Origin of the sequence: Nocardiopsis sp. FIRDI 009 (assembly GCF_003386285.1) — a bacterium.
Classification (GTDB): domain Bacteria; phylum Actinomycetota; class Actinomycetes; order Streptosporangiales; family Streptosporangiaceae; genus Nocardiopsis.
Genome location: NZ_QPNC01000019.1, coordinates 182,864 through 204,018 on the forward strand (window position 1 = coordinate 182,864; position 21,155 = coordinate 204,018).

The 21,155-nt window shown below is 75.1% G+C and carries 17 protein-coding genes; 11 read left to right on the plus strand and 6 right to left on the minus strand.

The features are described from left to right. Positions 1-10 precede the first annotated feature (10 nt). From DVR05_RS17040 to DVR05_RS26640, 5 genes are all read left to right on the plus strand, one after another. Complete coding sequence (locus DVR05_RS17040) at positions 11-136, plus strand: SapB/AmfS family lanthipeptide (protein ID WP_116246873.1); 126 nt, start codon at positions 11-13, stop codon at positions 134-136. Positions 137-291: 155 nt separating this feature from the next. After that, positions 292-2,049, plus strand: coding sequence for an ABC transporter ATP-binding protein (locus DVR05_RS17045; RefSeq protein WP_116246874.1), 1,758 nt, complete (start codon positions 292-294; stop codon positions 2,047-2,049). A 131-nt stretch (positions 2,050-2,180) separates the two neighbouring features. Further along, entirely contained in the window at positions 2,181-3,929 is a 1,749-nt protein-coding gene (locus tag DVR05_RS17050; RefSeq protein ID WP_198659231.1) for an ABC transporter ATP-binding protein, read from the plus strand. 399 nt (positions 3,930-4,328) lie between these two features. Next, the gene (locus DVR05_RS17055) at positions 4,329-5,189 is read left to right on the plus strand and encodes an ABC transporter ATP-binding protein (RefSeq protein ID WP_116246875.1); all 861 of its coding nucleotides are present in this window, start codon (positions 4,329-4,331) and stop codon (positions 5,187-5,189) included. Next, positions 5,186-6,565 (plus strand): hypothetical protein, encoded by a 1,380-nt coding sequence (locus DVR05_RS26640; RefSeq protein ID WP_157982465.1) that lies wholly within the window; start codon positions 5,186-5,188, stop codon positions 6,563-6,565. Before DVR05_RS17055 ends, DVR05_RS26640 begins: the two co-directional genes overlap by 4 nt. Here DVR05_RS26640 and DVR05_RS17065 read toward each other — a convergent pair. Next, entirely contained in the window at positions 6,555-7,826 is a 1,272-nt protein-coding gene (locus DVR05_RS17065) for an MFS transporter (protein WP_116246876.1), read from the minus strand. The two genes, DVR05_RS26640 and DVR05_RS17065, sit on opposite strands and share 11 nt — an antisense overlap. An 87-nt stretch (positions 7,827-7,913) precedes the next feature. On the opposite strand from DVR05_RS17065, the gene DVR05_RS17070 reads away from it, so the two are divergent. Next, a complete protein-coding gene (locus tag DVR05_RS17070) occupies positions 7,914-8,474 on the plus strand; it encodes a transcriptional regulator (RefSeq protein WP_116246877.1) in 561 nt (186 codons plus the stop codon). A 363-nt stretch (positions 8,475-8,837) separates the two neighbouring features. On the opposite strand, the gene DVR05_RS17075 is transcribed toward DVR05_RS17070, so the two are convergent. Beyond that, a complete protein-coding gene (locus tag DVR05_RS17075; protein WP_116246878.1) occupies positions 8,838-9,434 on the minus strand; it encodes an ABATE domain-containing protein in 597 nt (198 codons plus the stop codon). A 122-nt stretch (positions 9,435-9,556) separates the two neighbouring features. Here DVR05_RS17075 and DVR05_RS17080 point away from each other — a divergent pair, with 122 nt between their 5' ends. The 4 genes from DVR05_RS17080 to DVR05_RS17095 all read left to right on the plus strand — a co-directional run bounded on the left by DVR05_RS17080 (position 9,557) and on the right by DVR05_RS17095 (position 13,960). After that, on the plus strand, positions 9,557-10,348 hold the full coding sequence (locus DVR05_RS17080) for an MBL fold metallo-hydrolase (RefSeq protein WP_116246879.1): 792 nt from the start codon (positions 9,557-9,559) through the stop codon (positions 10,346-10,348). 387 nt (positions 10,349-10,735) lie between these two features. After that, entirely contained in the window at positions 10,736-11,308 is a 573-nt protein-coding gene (locus DVR05_RS17085) for a rhodanese-like domain-containing protein (protein ID WP_116246880.1), read from the plus strand. A gap of 154 nt (positions 11,309-11,462) precedes the next feature. After that, positions 11,463-12,881, plus strand: coding sequence for a rhodanese-like domain-containing protein (locus DVR05_RS17090; RefSeq protein WP_116246881.1), 1,419 nt, complete (start codon positions 11,463-11,465; stop codon positions 12,879-12,881). A 200-nt stretch (positions 12,882-13,081) separates the two neighbouring features. Then, positions 13,082-13,960: a sulfite exporter TauE/SafE family protein gene (locus DVR05_RS17095; protein ID WP_116246882.1), complete on the plus strand. Its 879-nt coding sequence runs from the start codon at positions 13,082-13,084 to the stop codon at positions 13,958-13,960. A 75-nt stretch (positions 13,961-14,035) separates the two neighbouring features. On the opposite strand, the gene DVR05_RS17105 is transcribed toward DVR05_RS17095, so the two are convergent. From DVR05_RS17105 to DVR05_RS17115, 3 genes are all read right to left on the minus strand, one after another. Further along, entirely contained in the window at positions 14,036-15,424 is a 1,389-nt protein-coding gene (locus DVR05_RS17105) for a hypothetical protein (RefSeq protein WP_157982466.1), read from the minus strand. A gap of 248 nt (positions 15,425-15,672) precedes the next feature. Beyond that, positions 15,673-17,985, minus strand: coding sequence for a DUF6351 family protein (locus DVR05_RS17110; RefSeq protein ID WP_232832191.1), 2,313 nt, complete (start codon positions 17,983-17,985; stop codon positions 15,673-15,675). Between the two features lie 215 nt (positions 17,986-18,200). Further along, on the minus strand, positions 18,201-18,773 hold the full coding sequence (locus tag DVR05_RS17115) for a pyridoxamine 5'-phosphate oxidase family protein (protein ID WP_116246885.1): 573 nt from the start codon (positions 18,771-18,773) through the stop codon (positions 18,201-18,203). Between the two features lie 286 nt (positions 18,774-19,059). On the opposite strand from DVR05_RS17115, the gene DVR05_RS17120 reads away from it, so the two are divergent. Continuing rightward, positions 19,060-20,277 carry an NAD(P)/FAD-dependent oxidoreductase gene (locus tag DVR05_RS17120; protein ID WP_116246886.1) on the plus strand — a complete coding sequence of 406 codons (1,218 nt, stop codon included), beginning with the start codon at positions 19,060-19,062 and terminating at the stop codon, positions 20,275-20,277. Here the strand turns inward: DVR05_RS17120 and DVR05_RS17125 are convergent. Continuing rightward, positions 20,267-21,145 (minus strand): hypothetical protein, encoded by an 879-nt coding sequence (locus DVR05_RS17125; protein ID WP_116246887.1) that lies wholly within the window; start codon positions 21,143-21,145, stop codon positions 20,267-20,269. The genes DVR05_RS17120 and DVR05_RS17125 overlap by 11 nt on opposite strands. Between the last annotated feature and the right edge of the window lie 10 nt (positions 21,146-21,155).

The window sequence follows — 21,155 nt, forward strand, 5'->3', positions numbered from 1 at the left end:
GATACCAGTCATGACCCTCCTCGACCTGCAGTCCCTGGAGACCGTGAAGGACGAGGTGCACGGCGAGGTCGCCGGCACCAGCACCGCCAGCCTCACGCTGTGCGGCGACAGCAGCCTGAGCGTCACCACCTGCTAGGGGCCGGCCGCGGATGAGCGCGGCGTGACCGAGCCGTGGGGCCGTGAACCCGGCCCCACGGCGCCGGGTCCGGTGCACGGACCCCCTCGCGGCCCGGCTGCGCCGATCGGCGCAGCCGGGCTCCCCCGCCACGAGCCACGCAGGAAGGCTGCCGGATGGCGTTCACCCGCCCGCGTGCCGCTACGACCGACCCCGACGCCGCACGCTCGGCGGACGCCCTGCTCGCCCGCGTGATGCGGGCGAGCGCCGGACGCACCGCGGCGATCCTGCTGTGCGCCGCCGCGGCGGCGGTCGCCTCGCTCGCCCTGCCCGCCGTGCTCGGGCGCACCCTCGACCTGCTCCTGGACGGCCACCCGGACGCCGGCCGCATGCTGCTGGCGGCCGTGGCCCTGACCGCCGCCGAGGTCACGCTGGACGCGGCCGTCGCCCTGCTGTCGGGAACGGTCGGCGCGCGTTCCACCGCCTGGCTCCGGCTCCGGGCGGTCCGACGGCTGTCGGCCGCGGCGCCCCACGACGTGAACCGCTTCTCCCCCGGAGACGTGGCGACCCGGCTCTCCGCGCACGCCACGGAGGCCGGAGCGGCCCCCGCCGGGGCGGCCCAGATCGTCGCGTCAATCCTCGCCCCCCTCGGAGCCCTGGTCGCGCTGTTCCTCATCGACCCGTGGACGGGGACGGCCTTCGTCCTGGGCCTTCCCCTCCTGGTCCTGCTGCTGCGGTCCTTCGCCCGCCACTCCTCCGACAGCGTCTCCCAGTACCAGCGGGTGCAGTCCGCGATCGCGGCACGGCTGACGGACGCCCTGGGCGGCGCACGGGCCATCGCCGCGGCCGGGACGGCGGACGCCGAGCGCGCCCGCGTACTGCGCCCCCTGGGCGAGCTCGGCGTCGAGGGTCGGCGCATGTGGTCGGTGCACGGGTCCGCGACGGCACGCAGCGGCGTGCTCCTGCCCCTGCTCGTCACCGCCGTGCTGGCGGTCGGCGGACTCGGGCTGGCCGACGGGCGGATCAGCGTCGGCGACCTGCTGGCGGTGTCCCGGTACGCCGCGCTCGCCGCGGGGCTGGGATCGGTCACGGGACCGCTCGGCGCCCTGGTCCGGGGGCGGGCGGCGGCGCGGCGCGTGAACGAACTCCTGGCGCTCCCCCCGCTGCCCCACGGGCGGGAGGACCTCCCCGCCGGGGGCCCCGGAACGCTGGAGCTGCGCGGGGTCGGAGTCAGGCGCGCCGGGGAGTGGGTGCTGCGCGGGGTCGACCTGTACGTGCCCGGTGGGGCGACGGTGGCCGTCGTGGGCCGGTCGGGCTCGGGCAAGTCGACGCTGGGCGCCGTCGCCGGACGTCTCACCGCGCCCGATGAGGGCGAGGTCCGCCTGGACGGTGTACCGCTGGACACCGTGGCGGCCGACGTGCTCCGCCGCGAGGTGGGGTACGCGTTCGAGCGGCCCTCGCTCCGGGGCGCCACCGTCGGGGACGCGATCGCGGACGGGGCCGAGACCGCCTCCGGAGACCGGGTGCGGGCGGCGGCCCGGGCCGCCGGAGCCGACGTCTTCGTCCGTGCGCTTCCCCGGGGGTACCGCACGCCTCTGGGCGAGGCGCCGCTCTCCGGCGGGGAGCTGCAACGGCTGGGACTGGCGCGCGCGTTCGCCCACGCGGGGCGGCTGATGATTCTGGACGACGCCACCTCCAGTCTCGACACGGCGACCGAACGGCAGGTGGACCGGGCGCTGGCGCGTGAGGTCCGCCCCGGCACCCGTGTCGTCATCGCGCACCGGCTCTCCACCGCGGCGCGCGCGGACCTGGTGGTGTGGCTGGAGGGCGGTCGTGTCCGGGCCGTCCGCGGGCACGCCGAGCTGTGGCGGGACCCCGACTATCGCGCGGTCTTCGGGCACGTGGACGCCTCCGACGCCAGGGGTGACCGGTGAGGCCCGGAACGGCGGCGGACACGGCCGGGGCGGTCGGCTCCTCCGCCTCCGGCCCCCAAGACCCTCGCGCACGGCGACGCGACCCGGACCCGCGGCCGCGGTCCGGACGGCGGCGGGGGGCGCTGCGCAGGCTGACCCCGCACGCCCGGCCCTTCCTGTGGCGGCACAGGGGGGCGTTGCTGGGCCTGGGCGCCTGGTCGCTGCTGGAGTCCGCGCAGACCTTCCTCGTCGGGATCTGCCTGGCCCGCGCTCTGGACCAGGGATTCCTGGCGGGGCGGACCTCCGTCGGCCTGGTGTGGCTGGCCGTCGCCGCGGGCTCGGTCCTCCTCGCCGGTCCCGCCCTGCGCGGTGTGTTCCGCCGACTGTCGGGGCTGGTGGAACCGCTGCGGGACGGGCTGGTGCGGCGAGCGGTCGAACAGGCCCTGCGCCGGGCCGTGGCCGACCCGGCCCGGGCCGCGGAGGCCGAGCGCGCCGCGGTCTCGCGGCTCACCCAGCAGACGGAGATCGCCCGGGACAGCTTCGCCGGGTTGGTCCTGACGGTGCGGTCCTTCCTGTTCACGGCGGTCGGAGCGTTCGCGGGAATGCTCACCCTCGCCCCCGAGCTGCTCCTGGTCGTGGTACCGCCGATGCTGCTCGGCCTGGTGCTCTTCCTTCTCACACTCGTTCCGATGGCCGCGGCGCAGCGCCGTTTCCTCGACGCGGACGAGGAGTTCACCGACCGCGCGGGAGCGCTGCGGGTCGGACTGCGCGACCTGGTGGCCTGCGGGACGACCGACGCCGCGGTCGACGGGGTGCGGGATCTGGTCGAGGAGGCCGCCGCGTCGACACGGTCCCTGGCCCGGTGGACGGCCGCCAGGACGCTGGCGCTGGGTGTGGCCGGGCAGCTCCCCGTCGTGCTGCTGCTGGTGGCCACGCCGTGGCTGCGCGACCAGGGCGTCACCACGGGGGCGCTCATGGGCGCCCTGGCCTATCTCGTGCAGTCGCTGCTGCCCGCGCTCCAGACGATGATGACCGCGCTGGGGGCCGCGGGCAGCCGCCTCGTGGTGGTCCTCGACCGGTTCGTGTCCTCGGAGACGGACGGCGCCGACGGTGACGGGGTCCGGCCCGCGCGGGCCGGTGGTCCCGGGCCGTGCGCCGGCCCCGGCCCGGCCAGGGAGCCCGCCCCGGCGGTGTGGTGCCGCGGGCTCAGGGTGTCCTACGGGGCCGGAACCCGGCCCCTGGTGGAGGGGTTCGGCCTCACGGTCGAGGAGGGCGGGCACCTCGCGGTCGTCGGCCCGAGCGGGATCGGCAAGTCGACGCTGGCGCACGTGCTCTGCGGACTGCACCCACCAGACGAGGGCGCCGTACGGCTGGCGGGCCGACCGGTCGCCGGGCGCTCCCCCCGGGAGCTGGCCCGGATGCGGGTGCTCCTCCCCCAACAGGGCTACGTCTTCGCCGGGTCGGTCCGCGAGAACCTCGCCCAGCTGGACCCCGGCGCCGACGACGACCGCCTCGCCCGGGCCGTGACGGCTCTGCGCCTGGAGCCGTTGGTGGACCGCCTCGGCGGGCTGGAGGCCGAGGTGGACCCCGGGGCGCTCTCCGCCGGGGAGCGGCAGGCACTCTGCCTGGGCCGGGCCTACGTGTCCCCGGCGCCGCTGCTCATCCTGGACGAGTCGACCTGCCACCTGGACCCGGCCGCCGAGGAGCACGCGGAGAAGGCGTTGGCGGACCGGCCGGGTACGACGTTGGTCGTCATCGCGCACCGGTTGTCGTCGGCGCTGCGGGCCGACCGGATCCTCGTCCTGGACGGCGCGGGTACGGCGTTCGGCACCCACGAGTCCCTGTTGCGTGACTCCCCCCTCTACCGGGACCTGGCGGGCCACTGGAACGCGTCCGGCTGAGCGCACCGGGACCGGGGGCTTCCTGCCAGGACCGAGACCGACCCGGTCGAACGCGTCCGCCTGGGCATCGCCGCGGCCCTCACCCACCTCGACGCCGCCGCGTTGGCGGCCGCCCGCGAACGCACCCTGCTGATGCTCTCGGCGCCGAGCCTGCGCGCCCGCCTGTGGGAGAACCAGGCCGCCACCCAGCGGCTCCTGGAACGGACACTGCACGGGGCGGCCCCGGGCCGATCCCCCTGGCCACCCGCGCCATCGCGGCGGCCTGCACGGCCGTGCTCACCACCACGGTCACCACCTGGGCCGAGGACGGCCCCACCGAAGCCCTCCCGAGCATGGTCGACGAGGCCCTCGCCGCCCTGCGCCCTCCCATGCCCTGACCCGGGCGGAAAGGCGGTCGCCGTGAGCGCGATCGACGTACGCGGCCTCACCGTCCGCTACCGGGGAGCCCCCGCCCCGGCCGTGGACGGTATGGACTTCACCGTCGAACGGGGCGAGGTCTTCGGCCTCCTGGGGCCCTCCGGAGCCGGGAAGTTCACCGTCCACCGCGTCCTCACCCGGCGGATCCGCCGTTTCGGGGGGAGCGTCAGCGTGCTGGGCGCCCCCGTCGGGCGGGGTCGCGACCGGGACTTCTTCGAGCGGATCGGCGTCGGCTTCGAACTCCCCGCCCATCTTCCCGCCCTGACCGGCCGGGAGAACCTCGCCGTCTTCGCCGCCCTCCACCGCGGTCCCACCGAGGACCCGGACACGCTCCTGGAGCTGCCGGACCTGACCGACGCCGCCGACCAAAGGACCGCCGAGTTCTCCAAGGGCATGCTCGTCCGCCTCAACCTGGCCCGAGCCCTGGTCAACCGGCCCGAACTGCTCCTGGTGGACGAACCCACCAGCGGGCTGGACCCGGTCCGGGCCGAACGCGTCCGCGAGGTCCTCAGGGACCGCGCCCGCCGGGGCGCCACGGTCGTCGTCACCACCCACGACATGCTCACCGCCGAACGCGTCTGCGACCGAATCGCCCTCGTCGTCGACGGACGCGTCGCCGCCGTGGACAGCCCCCGACGCCTGCGGCTCGCCCACGGCAGTCCGGGTGTGCTCGTGGAGTTCCGCCGGAACGGACGCCTGGAACGCGCGGAACTCCCGCTGACCGCCCTGGCGGAGCCGCTCGGGATCACCGGATCCCTCGTGGAGACCGTGCACAGCCGCGAGGCCACGCTCGACGACGTCTTCGCGCGCGTCACCGGGCGCCGGATCGGACGGGAGCGGTGAGCGTCCCGTCGTCCCGCGTCCTGGTCGCGCTGGGTCTGGAGGCGCGCACCCACGCCCGTCGGGGCACGGCGGTCACGGCGCTGGCCCTGGCGCTGGTGTGGACCCTCGTCGTGCTCGCGCTTCCGCCGAAACCGGCCCGCACGGTCGCCGGGCTGCTGCTGTTCCTGGACACCGCCGGGTTCGGCGTGCTGTTCGTCGCGGTCCTCATGCTCGGCGAGCGCAACGGCGTGGCCGGAGCCGCCGTGGCCGTCGGGGGCACGGCCCTGCTCGCGACCCTGCTGTGCGCGGTGTCGGTGGCCGCGTGCGCCTCAGCCCGGGACCTGGCCGACCTGACGGTCGCCGTCCCCCTCTGCCTGGGGCCGCTCCTGGCGCCGCCCCTGCTGGTGGCGGCGGGGGCGGCCGGGCACCCGGCCCTGTACGCCGTTCCGACCACGGCCGCGCACACGGTCGTGCGCTGGGGGCTGGACCCCTCCGCCGTACCGCTGCCGGGCACGGCGGTCGTGGCGTCGGCGGCGGTCGCCGTCGTCGCGACCGCCGGTGCCTGCGCGTGGGCGCGCTGGTCCGTGGCACGGGCGCGGACGGCCGAGGGATCCCGTCCGCCGTGGGCCCGGGCCCGGGGAGCGCGTCGGTCCCGCGGCCCTGGAACGGGGGGTCCTCCGGTGTGGATCCTGACCCGGGTCGACCTGCGGGGAGCCGCCACCGACGGCATGGTCTGGGCGCTCGTGGCCGGGCCGGTCGTGGTGGCCCTGGGGCTGCGCGCGGGTCTGCCCCTGGCGTCGGACGTCCCGCTCCTGGCCGGTGCCGAGGTGGCGGAGTGGCGGCCGGTGCTGTTGGCGGCCCTGGTCCTGCTGCACGTGCCGACGATGGCCGGTTCGGTGGTGGCGCTGTGGGCTGCGCAGGACCGGGAACGGGGCACGCTGGCCCTGTGGGCAGCCTCCCCGCTCGGGACCGGCGCCTACCTCGCCTGGCGTGCGGTGGCCGCCGCCGGACTCGCCGCGGTGCAGCTCGCGGTCGCCCTGCCGCTCAGCGGGCTGGTCGACGACGGCGTGTGGTCGGTGGCCGGAGCGGTTCCCGTCGCGGGACTCCTGGCGGCGGCCCTCGCGCTGGCGGTCACGGCCGTCGCGCCGGACCGGGTGCGCGCCCTGGTCGTGCTCAAGGGGGTGGGGGCGCTCTTCGTCCTGGTGCCCGTGGCGGTGTGGGTCCTGCCTCAGCCCTGGTCGTGGTTCCTGTTCCCGTTGCCGGTGGTGTGGCCGCTGGCCGCACTGCCCGCCTACGGTCTGGCCCCCGCCCCGCTCGCCGCGCCGTGCGGGGCGGGGGCGGGCGCCCTGCTGGTCGCGGCCGCCTGGCGGTGGGCGCGCGCCGCGGTCAGCCGTTGACCGTGCGCGTGTCGGAGAGGGCGGCCTCGTCCAGGCGGGCCAGGGCCGCCAGGGGGGTGACGATCACCAGCGCCATGAGCGCGAACACCGCCCGCAGGCCCAGGAACTCGCCGAGCAGGCCGCCCAGCGCGGCCCCCAGGGGCATCGTCCCCCACGCCACCAGCCGGTAGGCGCTGTTGACGCGGCCCAGGAGGGTGTCGGGGGTGACGCGCTGGCGCAGCGACACCGTGACGACGTTCCACACCGCGATGCTCACGCCTCCGACGAGGAATCCCGCCCCGACCGGGAAGGGGGCGGCCGTCAGGGCGGGAACGCCGACCAGGGCGCCGAAACCGAGGACCGACAGGCGCAGCGCCCACACCCGGCCCAGGAGCCGTTCGACGCGGTCGGCGGCCAGGGCGCCGACGAGACTCCCCGCGGCCGTGGCGGTCAGCAGCAGCCCGTAGCCGGGTTCGGACAGCCCCATCGGGGAGTCCGGACCGACCGCGAACAGGACGAAGGCCGCGAACGAGGCACTGGTGGCCAGATTGGACACGCCGACCAGGACCGCGAACGTGCGCAGCAGCCGGTGCCGCCACAGGAACCGCAGCCCCTCGGCGACGTCGGCGCGCACGGTCGTGCGGGTGGGGCGCTCGACCCGGAACCGCCCCCGCACGAGCAGCAGAGCGCCCACGGCCACCAGCCACAGGGCGGCGGGCGCGGCGAAGGCCACTGCGGCGCCCAACGCGACCAGCAGGCCGCCCAGGGGCGGGCCGACGAACTGGTTGGCGGTCAGCTCGACCGCGTGCAGGCGCCCGTTGGCTCGGGAGAGCCGCTCGCGCGCGACGACCTGGGGCAGGATCGACTGCGCGGCGGTGTCGTACACGGTCTCGGCGGCGCCGACACAGAACGCCAGGGCGTACAGCGCCCCGATCGACCCGGTGTCCAGCACCAGCAGCACGGCGAGGAGACCGAGGAGCGCCGCACGCGCGACGTTGGCGCCGAGCATGGCCGCGCGCCGGTCGGCGCGGTCGGCGAGCGCCCCGGCGGGCAGGGCCAGCAGCAGCCACGGGAGGCCCAGCGCCAGGGTCACGCCCGCGACGAGCGTGGGGGAGTCGGTGTAGGTCAGGGCGGCCAGCGGCAGGCCGACCTTGAGCACGCCGTCGGCCAGGTTGGACAGCCCGGACGAGGTCAGCAGGAACCCGAACCGGGCGCCCGCGGGGCGCGGAGCGGCGTCGGGGGAAGGGGGTGTGTCGGTCCTGAGAGGGGTGCCATCGGTCATGAATCGAGGATCGCTGATCGATCGAGAAAACTCAATCACTTTCCGCCCGGGCGTTCGCGACCCCCGGGTGTTCGTTAGGCTGTCGCCATGGGCGAGCTGGAGGACAGGGACGGGGCGGCTCCCGCCGGACGGCGACGGCGCCCGGCGACCGTGCGCGAGGCCAAGGCCCTGGCGCACCCCCTGCGCGTGCGCATCCTGCGGTTGTGCCTGCACCGCGAGCTCACCAACAAGGAGATCGCCGACCGGCTCGACACCACGCCGGGCACGGTGCTCTACCACGTACGCCAGCTCGTCGACGCGGGACTGCTCGTCGCCGCGCCCGTGCGTACCGGCGCCAGCGGCGCGCTGGAGAAGCCCTACCGGTCCACGGGGGAGACCTGGTGGCTCTCGTTCGACGACACCGGGGACGAGTCGGGGCCCACCGCGGAGGCGCCCCTGGCCGCCTTCCGGGAGGAGTTGGCCGAGGCCGGTCCGGAGTCGGTGCGCGCCTTCTCCCGGTTCGCCCTGCACCTGTCCGACGAGGACGTGGCGGAACTCGACCGGCGTATCCTCGCCGTCCTGGACGAGTTCGTCGCCACCGACGACCAGCGCCGGGACCGACCGCTGTACAGCGGGTTGTTCGTGCTGCACCGGCCCGCCGAGTCCTGAGCCGGGCTCAGCCGCGCTCTTGTGCGGTCCGCCGTCATCCTGGTGCGGCCGCCGACATCGTGTTCTTCCCCGGTCCCGCCGCCGACCTCGCTGACCTGCCACGGCTTCGAGCCCGAGGACGCCGTCCTCGCCTGGGAGGCGTTCCCGGCCGCCCCCTCCGGCGCCCTCCCGCCCCGTGGGCGACTCCGCGCCAGGACCGGACCCACCACGCCGCGCCCCTCCTCGACGACGGCGTCGGGGTGTTCGCCGTCCCGGGCGGGCTGACCAGGACCCTCTCCCGGCCCAGCCGGTCACCGTGGCGGGGGTCCTTCCCGTGGAACCGGGCCGCCTGGACGAGTGGGCACGCCGGGGCGGGGGAGCCCCTCAGCCGGTCCCGGACCGGGAGCGCCGGGCGTAGGCGCGGGCCGCGCGGGCGCGGTCGCCGCAGCGGGTCGAGCACCAGTGCCGGCGGCCGTGCCGGACCAGGTACCGGTTGCAGGGGGTCGAACCGCAGGCGGTGAGACGTTCCGCGTCCGGCCCGGTGAGCAGGTCGGCGGCGTCGGCGGCCAAGGTCGCCAGGGCGTGGTCGACGATCTGGGTGGTGGGGTGTGTGGTGGCGCGGTAGGGGCCGGTCTTGTCGTCCCACAGCAGCAGCGGGGCGGTGGGGGCGCGGGTCAGCGCGTCGTTGACGGCGCTCAACGCGGCGGGCAGGGCGGGCAGGGCGGCGGTGCGCGAGGCGAACAGCGCCCTGACCTGCTCACGGAGCGAGCGCAACTGCGACGCGCACATCTCCCGCAGGTCGGTGTCCACCGGGGCCAGGTCGCGCTCGACCAGCCACCGCTTCGCCGCCGGGACGGTGCCCAACAGGTCGATGAAGCGTCCGCCCGGAAGTGCGATGACGGTGTTGACGAGGGCGAGGGAGGGGTACCGCTCCTCGCCCGGCGCGGGCGGCAGCTCGGGCTCGGTGGTGGGGTCGTCCATGCATGTCATGGTACGGCGTCCGGTCATACGTGAGTCTCACGTTTGCTCTTGCCAACATCCGTGATGCTCGCCTACGCTCGCATCACGGTTAACAAACCATCTATCCGTGAGGAACTTTCTTCATGTCCTCGTCCTCCACGACGACCGCCCCCTTTCCCGTCCGCGTCTTCGGCGGCCCGACCGCCCTGTTCGACTACGGCGGCCTGCGCTTTTTGACCGACCCGACCTTCGACGACCCCGGCGACTACCCGACGCCGGGCGGCCCGACCCTCACCAAGACCGCCCCCGCCACGGGCGCGCCCGCCGACCTCGGCCGCGTGGACGTGGTGCTGCTCTCCCACGACGAGCACGCCGACAACCTCGACGACTCCGGTCGCGCACTGCTCGCCGACGTTCCGCTCACCCTCACCACCACCGGCGGCGGTCGGCGTCTCGGGGCGGGGGCCCGGGGACTGGCGGACTGGGAGTCGGTCGAGCTGGAGCGCCCCGGGGGCGGCACGGTCACCGTGACCGCCGTCCCCGCCGTCCACGGCCCGGCTCCGCGCGCGGAGGTCGAATCGATCACCGGGCAGGTCGTCGGCTTCGTCCTGACCGGAGAGGGGCTGCCCACCGTCTACGTCAGCGGCGACAACGCCTCGCTCGACCGCGTCCGCGAGATCGCCGGGCGCTTCGCCCCGATCGACACCGCCATCCTGTTCGCGGGCGCACCCCGGTCCCCGGGTCTCTTCGACGAGCAGCCCCTCGTCCTCGACAGCGTCCAGGCCGCCGAGGCCGCCCGCGTCCTCGGCGCCCGTCGCGTGGTGCCGGTCCACTACGAGGGCTGGGCCCACTTCACGGAGGGTCGCGCGGACCTCGAGGCCGCCTTCGCGAGGGCGGGGCTGACCGACCGTCTGGACTGGGGCAGCCTCGGCTGATCCCCCGGCCGGTTCGGTGCGGGCGCCGGTGGGGGAGCGCCGTCCTGGTGTCCGCCCCTCCACCGGCGCCCTGCGGTTGGTGTGACCCACGCGACTGGCCAGACAGATACACGGGGGGGTATGCTGACGTCCAGGCGGTGCGAAAGCAGAGGTCCACCTATGACTCTCAGATACTCCCCCCTGTATATAGACGACTCGCGGGCGGTGTCGCGCGAGCGGTCGGGCGACCGCCCGGCCCTCGTGCGACGATCTCCGGCGTCCTGTCCGGGCCCCGGCTCCGATCGGCCGCCGTCCCGTTCCCTTTCCGTGGCACAGGATCCCTTGTGTCTCCTTGATACCCCCGGGTGTGTCAAGGGGCGGGGTTCGACATCATCTTCGAGGAGACCCATGAACGACGACACCATCGACGTGCACGCCGTGCGCGCCCTGGTCGAGGCCGACCCCGGCGCCCTGCTGGTGGACGTGCGGACCCCCGCCGAGTACGAGAGCTCCCACATCCCCGGCTCGGTCAACCTTCCGCTGCAGCGGGTGGACGCGCACCTGGAGCGCATCGTCACCGGCGCCGGGGGGCGTCTCGTCCTCGTCTGCCAGTCCGGGAGCCGGGCCCGACAGTGCCGGGACAAGCTGGCCGCCGCGGGCCTGCGGGACACGGTGGTGATGAACGGCGGTATGAACGCCTGGGAGGCCCAGGGCTCCCCCGTCGTGCGCGGACGGCAACGGTGGTCCCTGGAGCGCCAGGTCCGTCTGGTCGCCGGAAGCGTGGTCCTGGCCTCCGTGCTCGCCTCCCTGCTGTGGCCGCCGGCCGTGGCGGTCGCCGGGGTCATCGGGGCCGGGCTGACCTTCGCCGCGATCACCGACACCTGCGCCATGGGCATGGCCCTGGCCCGCCTGCCCCACAACCAGCCCCGCAACCACGTCGACATCGAGGACTCCCTGGAACGGATCGCCGCCCGCCGGTGACCGGTCCCGGCCGCGCCCGCCGGTGACCGGGCGTCCCGCCGTGCGCTCCTCCCGAGCCGGGGGTGAGCACACCACACAACCCGCGACCCTCGCCCCGGTCTCTCTGTCAGATACACCCCGGGGTATAGGGCGACACCCATCACAAGGAGACGCCATGCTGCTGGAACGCATCTACGACGACGACCTCGCCCAGACCAGCTACTTCATCGGCTGCCAGGCCAGGGGAGAGGCCGTCGTGGTCGACGCCCGCCGCGACATCGGCACCTACCTCGACCTGGCACGCGCGCACGGTATGCGGATCGTGGCCGTGACCGAGACCCACATCCACGCCGACTACCTCTCCGGCACCCGGGAACTCGCCGCGGCCACGGGCGCCACGGCCTACGTCTCCGGTGAGGGGGGCGAGGACTGGCAGTACGGCTTCGACGCCGAACGTCTCCTCGACGGCGACGCCATCACCGTCGGCGACATCACGGTCCGGGCCCGCCACACGCCCGGCCACACCCCGGAGCACCTGTCGTTCCTGGTCACCGACGGAGCGTTCAGCCAGCAGCCGGGCTACATGCTCTCCGGCGACTTCGTCTTCGCCGGGGACCTGGGCCGCCCGGACCTGCTCGACGAGGCCGCCGGCGGGGTGGACACCCGTTTCGAGGGCGCGCGCCTGCTGTTCGCCAGCCTCCGTGACGCCTTCCTGACGCTGCCCGACCACGTCCAGGTCTACCCCGGACACGGCTCCGGCAGCGCGTGCGGCAAGGCGCTCGGCGCGCTCCCGGCGACCACGGTCGGATACGAGCGCCTCAACGCCTGGTGGGCGCCGTACCTGCGCGACGGCGACGAGAAGGGCTTCATCGACGAACTGCTCGACGGCCAACCCGACGCGCACGCCTACTTCGCCCGGATGAAGCGCCAGAACAAGGAGGGGCCGAAGGTCCTGGGCCCGCTGGCCCCGCTGGCCGAACTCGCCGGTGAGGAGGTCGGCGGGGCCCTGCGCGAGGGCGAGGCCGTCGTCGTCGACACCCGCCCCCACACGCAGGTGCACCGGGGCACCGTGGCCGGGGCGCTGAACATCCCCGGCCCGGCCAAGGCCGCCAGCTTCGGGGCCTGGGCCTACGACCCCGAGGCCGAGAGCCGCCCCCTGGTGCTCCTGGCGCCCGACGGGGACACCGCCCAGAGGGTGCGCGACCACCTGCTGCGCGTCGGTATCGACCACGTCGTCGGCTACACCACCGCCACCGAGGGCCTGCCGATGACCGTGCCGCCCGTCATCTCCCCGGCCGAGCTGGAGGGGTACGGCGCCGCGCTCGTCCTGGACGTGCGCGACAAGTCCGAGCACGCCGCGGGGCACATCCCCGGTTCCCGCCAGCTCAGCGCGGGCCGGGTCCTGTGGCACCTCGACGCGCTGCCCGCCGACGGCACCATCGTGAGCTACTGCCAGTCCGGCGCCCGCAGCTCCGTCGCGGCCAGCGCCCTGCGCCGCGCCGGATACGACGTCGTCGAACTCGACGGCAGCTACGCGGCCTGGGCCGACTGGCGGCGGAGCCAGGGCGTCCGGGCCGGGGCCGCCACCGGCTGACCCCGCCGACCGGGGGCGGCGCCTGATCGGACGCGTCCTGTTCCGCGCGACGGGCGCCGCCCCACACCCGGGAAGCCGCCACGACCGCTCCGGCCGTATCCGGAGCCCAGCGCCCCTCCGGGTGGGTGGTCCTGTCCGAACCCAGGGCCGACCGCCGCCCGGTCGAGCCCACAGTTCCCAGCACACGAAAGAAGTGAGGCATGGAGTTCCAGATGATCCTCGTCGCGGCCCTCGCCGTGGCGGTGGGGGTCACGCTCGGGCTGCTCGGAGGCGGTGGCTCCATCCTGATGGTCCCGCTGCTGACCTACGTCGCGGGCATGGCCCCCAAGGAGGCCATCGCGGCGTCCCTGTTCGTCGTCGGCACCACGTCGCTGATCAGCGTGTTCACCCACGCACGCAGGGGGAACGTCCGGTGGCGCACCGGTCTGGTCTTCGGGGCGGCGGGCATGGCGGGCGCCTTCCTGGGCGGTCTGGCGGGCGGGCACGTCCCCGGCACCCTTCTGATGATCGCCTTCGCGCTCATGATGGTCGCCACCGCCGCGGCCATGATCCGCGGAAGGAAGAGATCCCCCGCCGGGGGTGGGGAGCCGCACAGCGGAGACCTCCCCCTGAGACGGATCGTCCTGGACGGTCTGGCCGTCGGGGCGGTCACCGGCCTCGTCGGCGCCGGGGGCGGCTTCCTGGTCGTGCCCGCCCTGGCGCTGCTGGGCGGCCTCGCCATGCCGGTCGCGGTGGGGACCTCGCTGCTGGTGATCGCCATGAAGTCCTTCGCCGGACTCGCCGGATACCTGACGGCGGTGAGCCTGGACTGGACGCTGGTCGCCACCGTCACCGTCGCCGCCGTCGCGGGATCGTTCGTCGGCGCGCTCCTGACCTCCCGGGTGCCCGAAACCGCGTTGCGGCAGGGATTCGGTGTCTTCGTGCTGGTCATGGGCGTCTTCGTGCTCACCCAGGAGCTTCCCTCTCCGTTCGGCCTTGTCACCGTGATCGTCGCGGGCCTCATCGCGGGGCTGGCCGGTCTCTGCCGCCTGGCCGGAGAGTACTGTCCGTTGACACCGCCCCTGCGGGCGGGGGCGTGAGCGGATCGGCGCCCGCCCCCGACGGCCACGCGGTACCCGGGTCCCGGCGCCGCCCACGTCCACCGGCCGGGCCGCTCATGTGCCGGGGCGCTGTTCGGCGAGGCGTCGGCGCAGCTCGGCCACGACCTTCCGCCGGTTCGGTGAGGGCGTCGGCGGGGGCGGCGGGGCCGGGCGCGCCCGACACCCGGCCTCGTCGAGTGAGGCGCGCATCCGTTCCAGCAGCACGGGGTCCAGGGCCACGTCCTCCTCCGGCGGCTCCGGCTCCGGTCGGCGGCGCGGCGGGGCCTCGTCCGCGGCGGGCGGGTGCACCAGCTCGCCGGGGACCGTCCGGCAGGGGCGGTCGCACACCCGGCAGGCGCCGCCCGGGACGTTGCGGATCCCCGGGTGGTCGGGGCAGGTGCGCGGCGCCGTTCCGGCCGCGTCCAACCGGAACTCCGGCGGCCGGGCGAAGGGGTCCACGGGTGCGTCGTGGCCGGAACGCGGACGGGGCACCAGCGGGGGCGCCGCCGCCCCGAGCACCCCCCTGCCCAGGCGTCCGTCCAGGAAGGCCCGTGCGTCCTCGGCACTGCGCAGGCGGCGCATGAGCGCGGGGAAGGGGCGGCGCGCGGCGGTCGCCGCACGCAGCACGGCGGTGAGCTCGCGGGGCTCCAACCCCTGGGCCAGGACCCTGCGGGCGGCCCGCTCCAGGGCGGCCCGGTCAGCGGCCGGGTTCTCCAGGGCCCCGTCGGGGATACGCGCGATCAGCGGACCCGCCGGGGCGCCGGACACCGGCTCCGGTGGCGGGGCGGCGGCTTCCTCGGGCCCGCGCCTGCGGACGGACGGAGAGGGGTCGCTGGGGCAAGGGTGTGTGGGGCAAGGGTCTGTACCCCGATCTGACGTGCCGCCGACGTCATCGTGACGTGTCGTGGGTTCAGGATGACGTGCCGTTCCTACCGGTGGGTAGGGGCGGGTGGTCGCGTCGAGGGGCTCCTCGCCCAGGCGCGTGCGCACCTCGTTGATCTCCGACAGCGTCGGTTCGGCGAAGGCGCTGGCGGGGATCAACAGCTCCAGGACGACGGGGAGCCGGTCCTGTGACAGGCGACCGGCCTCGATGTCCTCGGCGAAGAAGTCGCGCACCTGGGAACGGGTCAGGCACCGGATGAGCCCGGCCGCGGCGAGGTCGTCCAGGGCGCGCTCGACCGTGGACCGGCTCACGGTCCCGCCGCACCGCCGCACGATGCTCTCACGGCTCAGGAAGCACCACCGCCCGTCGGCGTCCACGGCGTCGGCGATGGCCAGGGCGACCGGGACCGTTCGGCAGCAGGGCAGCAACCCCTCACGCAGGGCCCGGGCGACCCACAGGACCGGGACGAACCCGACCCCTGTCATGACGCCCCGGTCGCGCTTGCGCGGGCCGCGCGCGAAAGACTCGGTCGGATCGGCGGTTTCGGCCCCGGGAATCGGGCAGGAGAGAGTAGACTGCACGGCAGCCGCCTTCCTGATTGGTCCAGGAGGGATGGTCAGAGCCCGGGATCGGTGTTGGTAGCACCGACCGGGCTCGAATCTTTTCGGGACCCAACGTAGTGGGGCGAACACGGGTTCGTGTCGTTTCGGGGGAACTCCGCGAAGCTCCGGCCGGAAACGCCGCCGGAAAACACCTGCGACGGGGCGTGTGCGCGGTTCGTCCCGGCCCCACGCCCCCGGTTTCGGCCCTGCCGCACCCCGGGATCGGGTCAAAACCGCAACCAGGTGCCCGCCAGATCCTGCTGCCCCTCACCGGGCGCCGACCAGTCGCACACCCCCTCCGCGAACACCCGCGCCGCCCGCCGCGCCTGCTCCCCGGTGAACTCCGCCGGGTGCGCCTTGGCGTCGAAGGGCACCAGACGGCACCGGATCACGTCCGAGGCCAGCGGAGCGCCCGCCACCATGCGCGGCGAGGAGTGCACCGGGTAGACCTGCGCGCACGTGTCCCCGCTCCCGGCCCCCAGCGGGAGCTGCTCGCCGACCACCCGCCGCCGCGGCGCCTCCCCCACCCAGCACGAGTCGGTGAGCCACTCCGGCCGCGCGGCGCGGACACGGTCCGCCACCGGGACCCACGGGTGCTCGCGGCCCAGCTCCAGGATCCCCGTCGCCCACGCGTCCAGCTCGACCAGCGCCCGACCGGCCACCGGCGCCGACGCCGACAACCCGCCCGAACCGCGCGCCTCCACCAGCATCACGTGGTTGTCGGCCGTGCCGTTGGCCGCGCGCAGCCGCTCACGGGTGGCGAACGAGTGGTAGCGCATGTGCACGTCCCCCTTGGGCGAGTCGTCGAGGTAGGTGCGGTGGTCCACGACCGGGATCCGCGCCAGCCCCCCGCCGCCGTTGAGCAGGCGGCCGGTCCGGTAGGCGGCGGCGGTCGCCGCGGGGTCGGCCACGGTCCGCGCGGCCGTCACCCGCCCGTCGGCGTCGACCCCGCCGATGTGCTCGTTCAGGTGCAGGAACTCGTCGACGTCGATGTCCCCCTCCAGCAGCGCCCCGAGCCCGTACTGCACACCGACGTTGTCCAGCGGACGCCGGGGCAGACCGGTGTCCGGGTCGGCACCGTAGACGTTGACCGTGTGCGCGAACAGTTCGCAGCGGGCGCCCCGGGGGTTGTCCTCGGGATGGTAGAGCAGGTCGTCGGGCACCCGGTCCCGGCAGGTCCCCTCAGGGTCGATCCGCACCGCCTCCCGGGCCATCCGTTCGATGCTCCGCCAGGAGGGGAACCCCGACACCGCGAGCTGCTGGTCGCGGGACAGGGCCTGGGGGTGCTTCCGGGCGTAGGCGTCGAGCAGGAGCGCGTCCACGGCCGCCGGGACCAGTGAGGTGAGCACGTCGGGGAAACTCTGCGACACCACCACGCCGTCCAGCAGGCCCGGATAGTTGTCGGCGATCTGATGGGCCTGGTAGGCGCCGCCGGAGGACCCCCACCCCAGGGTCAGGTCGGGGGCTCCGTGGGCCAGGACGAACCGCTCCCGCACCGCCGCCGTCGTCTCGGCGGCCAGCAGGTCGTTGCAGTTGAACCCGAACACGTTGAGCGTGGCCGAGGCCACCGCGTACCCGCGGGAGAGCATGCCGTGGTCCAGGACCCCGGCGGTCCTCGACCCCTGCACGTACCACCCGCCCTTGCACCCGCCGCCGAACTTGTAGACCAGGCGCCGGTTCCAGCCCTCGGGCGCGTGCCAGGGGTCGGGACCGTCGGCCCCCGGGGTGAACAGCACGGCCGTCTCGTAGATCGCGCGGTTGGCGGTCCCGGTCTCCACCCGCACGGTGTAGGGGACCTCCGCGCCGGTGGAGGTGGTGGTGCGGGCTGCGTCGTCGGGCACGCGGCCGGGGTCGGGCATCGCCGCCCACGCGCCGCCGGTGGTGCGGTACATGTGGCGGACCACGGTCGGCGCGGAGCAGTCCTCGTCCAGGGCGGGGCCGAGGGTACCGCCGCCGTGCAGCGTGAAGGAGTCGGTGTCGCACACGAACGGCCTCTCCTGCGGACCGGAGAACACCGGGCCCTGCGCCGGGTGGTTGGTGACCGCGAGCCGCGTCCGCGCCCGGCGCCCGGACAGCGACGCCACCAGCGTGCTCCCGCCCTCGGGCAGACCGGTGAGCACCCCCTCCAACGCCGGTCCGACACCGTCCACGTACACCGCCCGGAGCGCGTCGGTGACGTCCCGGCCGTCGACCGTCAGCCGGGCCCGGTCCGGGTCGGTCCCGGTCGGCAGGCCCAGCCGGACCAGGGCCGTGCCGCCCATGACGGTGTCGGGCCGGGAGGAGAGCACCTGGAGTGTGGGCCGGTCCGCGCCCTCCGGCACGGGGACGGCGGGCGCCGCGGACGGGGGGAGGACGGCCGCCAGGGCCCCGAAGGCGTCCCGCGGGGTGGTCGGTGTCCCGGAGACGGTGAACAGGACGGCGCAGAGGGCGGCTCCGGCGCCGAACAGGACGCGTCGGCCGCGCGTGCTCAGGGCGGGCGGCCGCGGGACGGATCGGTTGCGGGGACTGCGGCCGAGGGCCGCTCGGGATCGCTCGCGCACGCCCCGATCGTGTCCGGGGGGTCACCCGGGGCCGTGGGAACACACCGGGGATGAGACGGGCTTTGCACTCCCATGACACCTCGGATACCCCGAACCGGGACGAACCGAACTCCCGTCGAAGACGGCGCGGGGTGGACGCGCCGGAACGCGCCCACCCGGTCCCACCGCGCGGCGGGCGCACGGCCCGGTCACCGTCGACCGGGCGGCGTCAGCCCTCACGACCTGCTGATCCGCCGACCCGTCACCCTGGCCGGGATGATCTTGAGGACCTCGTCGCGCGGCCCGGCCGCCCACGGTTGGGGCATGCGTCCCTGGGGGAGCCGGGAGAGCTCCCCGGGGTCGCGGACCCAGCGGCAGCGGCCCGAGGCCAGGACGCTCCACCCCTCGCGCCGGTCCTCGTCGAACTGGTCGACCTGGAACGAGGCATAGCCCCGCCCGTGCCGCATGATCGTTCCGGCCAGGGTGGAGCGGAACACGATCGTGTCGCCCGTCATCAGGTAGTTCACCGGCAGGACCGTCGGCGCGGCGTCCCCCTCGATCATGAAGGCCACCCGCCCGATGCCGCGTGAGGCCAGCAGGTTGAGGCAGGTCTCCCGCTCCAGGACGGTGAAGCTGGCCCTGGAGTCACCCTCGGCCAGGTCGGCTCCGGCGAGGAGTTCGGACTCCTCGTCCAACCGGGCGCTGCCCTCCATGACGCCGCCGCCCTGGCGCTGCTCGGGTGGGGCGGTCGACGCGGTCCCCGTCTCCCGTGCCCCGGACCCCGCGCCGCTCCGGCTTGTTCCATCCATCACGAGCCCCCTGAGATGTGCCTTCGTCTCTTCCCACGCCGTCCTCGACGGACGGAGCCGGAAGGCGCGGCTCCACGACTGCGACGGCGCAGGTCCCACTGACCGCGTACCCCGTCGCACACACGAACCAAACGGTGCGGAAGGTGTGGTTCCGGGCACTGTGCGGGACCGGGGGCGGCGGGCTCTGCGGCGGGGGTGATCGGCGTCGCGCCCCGGCCGTGTCACGTTCGGGCGCGACGCCCCGTCCGAAGGGGTGAAGGTCCACCGAACCGATGGGAGAGACCCCATGGCACACGACATCCTGGTGCTCGGCGCCGGATACGCCGGGCTCGCGGCGGCACGCAAGCTCGCCCACGACGCGCGGAGGCGCGCACCGGAGGTCCACGTCACCCTGGTCAACGCCAGCGCCGACTTCGTCGAGCGGGTCCGCCTGCACGAGGTGGCCGCCGGGCGGGACGTGGGCACGCATCCACTGTCGGAGCCGCTGGAGGGCACGGGCATCGACCTGGTCGTCGGGTGGGTCGAGGCCGTCGACCCGGAGGCCCGCCGGGTCTCGGTGCGCGTGGAGGGTCGGGTCCGCACCCTCACCTACGACACCCTCGTGTACGCCCTGGGCAGCACGGAGGGCCGCCTCCCCGTCCCCGGCGCGACCGAACACGCACTCACCTGCGCCACGCTCGACGGCGCCCGCGCCATCGCCGCCCGTCTCGCCGCCGACCGGCCCACACGCCTGGCCGTGATCGGAGGCGGGGCCACCGGGGTCGAACTGGCCACCGAGATCGCCGAGAGCCACCCCGGCGTCCGCGTCGACCTGCTCACCCGGGGACGGGTCGCCCCCGGCACCAACGACAGGGCGCGCGCCCACGTGCTGCGCGTGTTCGACCGCCTGGGCGTGACGGCCCGCGAGGACACCGGCGTCGCCGAGGTGGAGGCCACCGGTGTCCGCCTGACCGACGGTTCCCGCGTCCCCGCCGACCTCGTGGCCTGGACCGTCGGCTTCTCCGTCTCCCCCCTGGCGCGGGCGGCCGGACTGACCGTCGACGAGGACGGCCGCGCCCTGGTGGACATCACCCAGCGCTCGGTCTCCCACCCGGACGTGTACGTGGTGGGGGACGCCGCGCACGGATCGGACCCGGGCGGCGGGGTCATGCGGATGTCCTGCGCCACGGGTCTGCCCATGGGCTGGACGGCCGCGGAGGCCGTCCTCGACCGCCTCAGCGGACGCGAACCGGCACGGGCCGCCTTCGGCTACGTCAACCTGTGCGTGAGCCTGGGACGCCGGGACGGGGTCATCCAGTTCGTCACCGCCGACGACCGCCCCCGCCCGCTCGTGCTCCGGGGGCGCGTCGCCGCGCGCTACAAGGAGTTCATCGTCGCGGGCGCCTACGGGGGGCTGTGCGGGAGCACGCGCACGGCCGACATCAACCTCGCCCTGCTGCGCCGGATGGCCCGGCGCACCGCGAAGCGCGGCGCCGGGACCGTCGGGGAACCCGTCAGCCCGTGACGGGGTCGCCGGGCGCGGGGAAGTCCACCTCGACGGGGCCGTCGAACTCCGCGAAGGTGTGCGTACGGGCGTACTCGCCGCTGGTGTGCTCCAGCTTGACCGGGTATCCGTCCTCGCCGATCCACAGGGTGAACGGCGAGTCCGGGTACTCGGACAGCTCCAGCGCCAGCCCGGCGCCCCGGTCGGTGAAGTCCGTGACCGAGGCGGTGAAGGTTCCGCTGTAGCGCTGGGCGGGGACGGTCTCCTGCACCGTCTCGTAGGACCCCTCGGCGGAGCGGTCGGTGTACTGGACCTCGACCGCCTCCTCCCCGTCGTGGGTCAGGTCGGCGGAGCTGTCGAGGATCTGCCGGAGCAGGGCTGAACCCACGGCGAAGTCGGTGTTGTACCGGTCCGCCGGGGTGGGCTGGTCGACCACCGCGTGGAGGTCGTCACCGTAGGCGAGGAGCGTCCGCCGCGCGTTGGCGTGGTAGACGGCGGACACGGCGCCGTCACCGCCGAGGTTGGTGCGCACGGTCTCCTCCGGGGTGCTCGTGTACGCGTAGCCGCCGCCCAGGGATCGGAAGGGGTCACCGCTCTCGTGGGTGAGCACGACGCGGATGTCGTAGCTGTCGGCCGCCTCGACCCTCTCCGCCGCGGCGGCCACACTGCCCGTCGCGTCCGCGGGGTCGGGCTCCTCCGCGGTTCCGCCCGGGACGGGGCTCTCGGACGCGGCGCCGGGATCCGGTCCCGTGCCCGGACCGCTGCCCGGGAGGAACTGGCAGCCGCCGGTCACGAGGACCAGCGCACCGGCCACGGCCGCGGCTGCGGCGACGGCCGGGCGTCGTGCGGTGGAACGCGCGGCGGGGGCGGTCAGGGGGCGCGACGTCATGTTTCTCCTC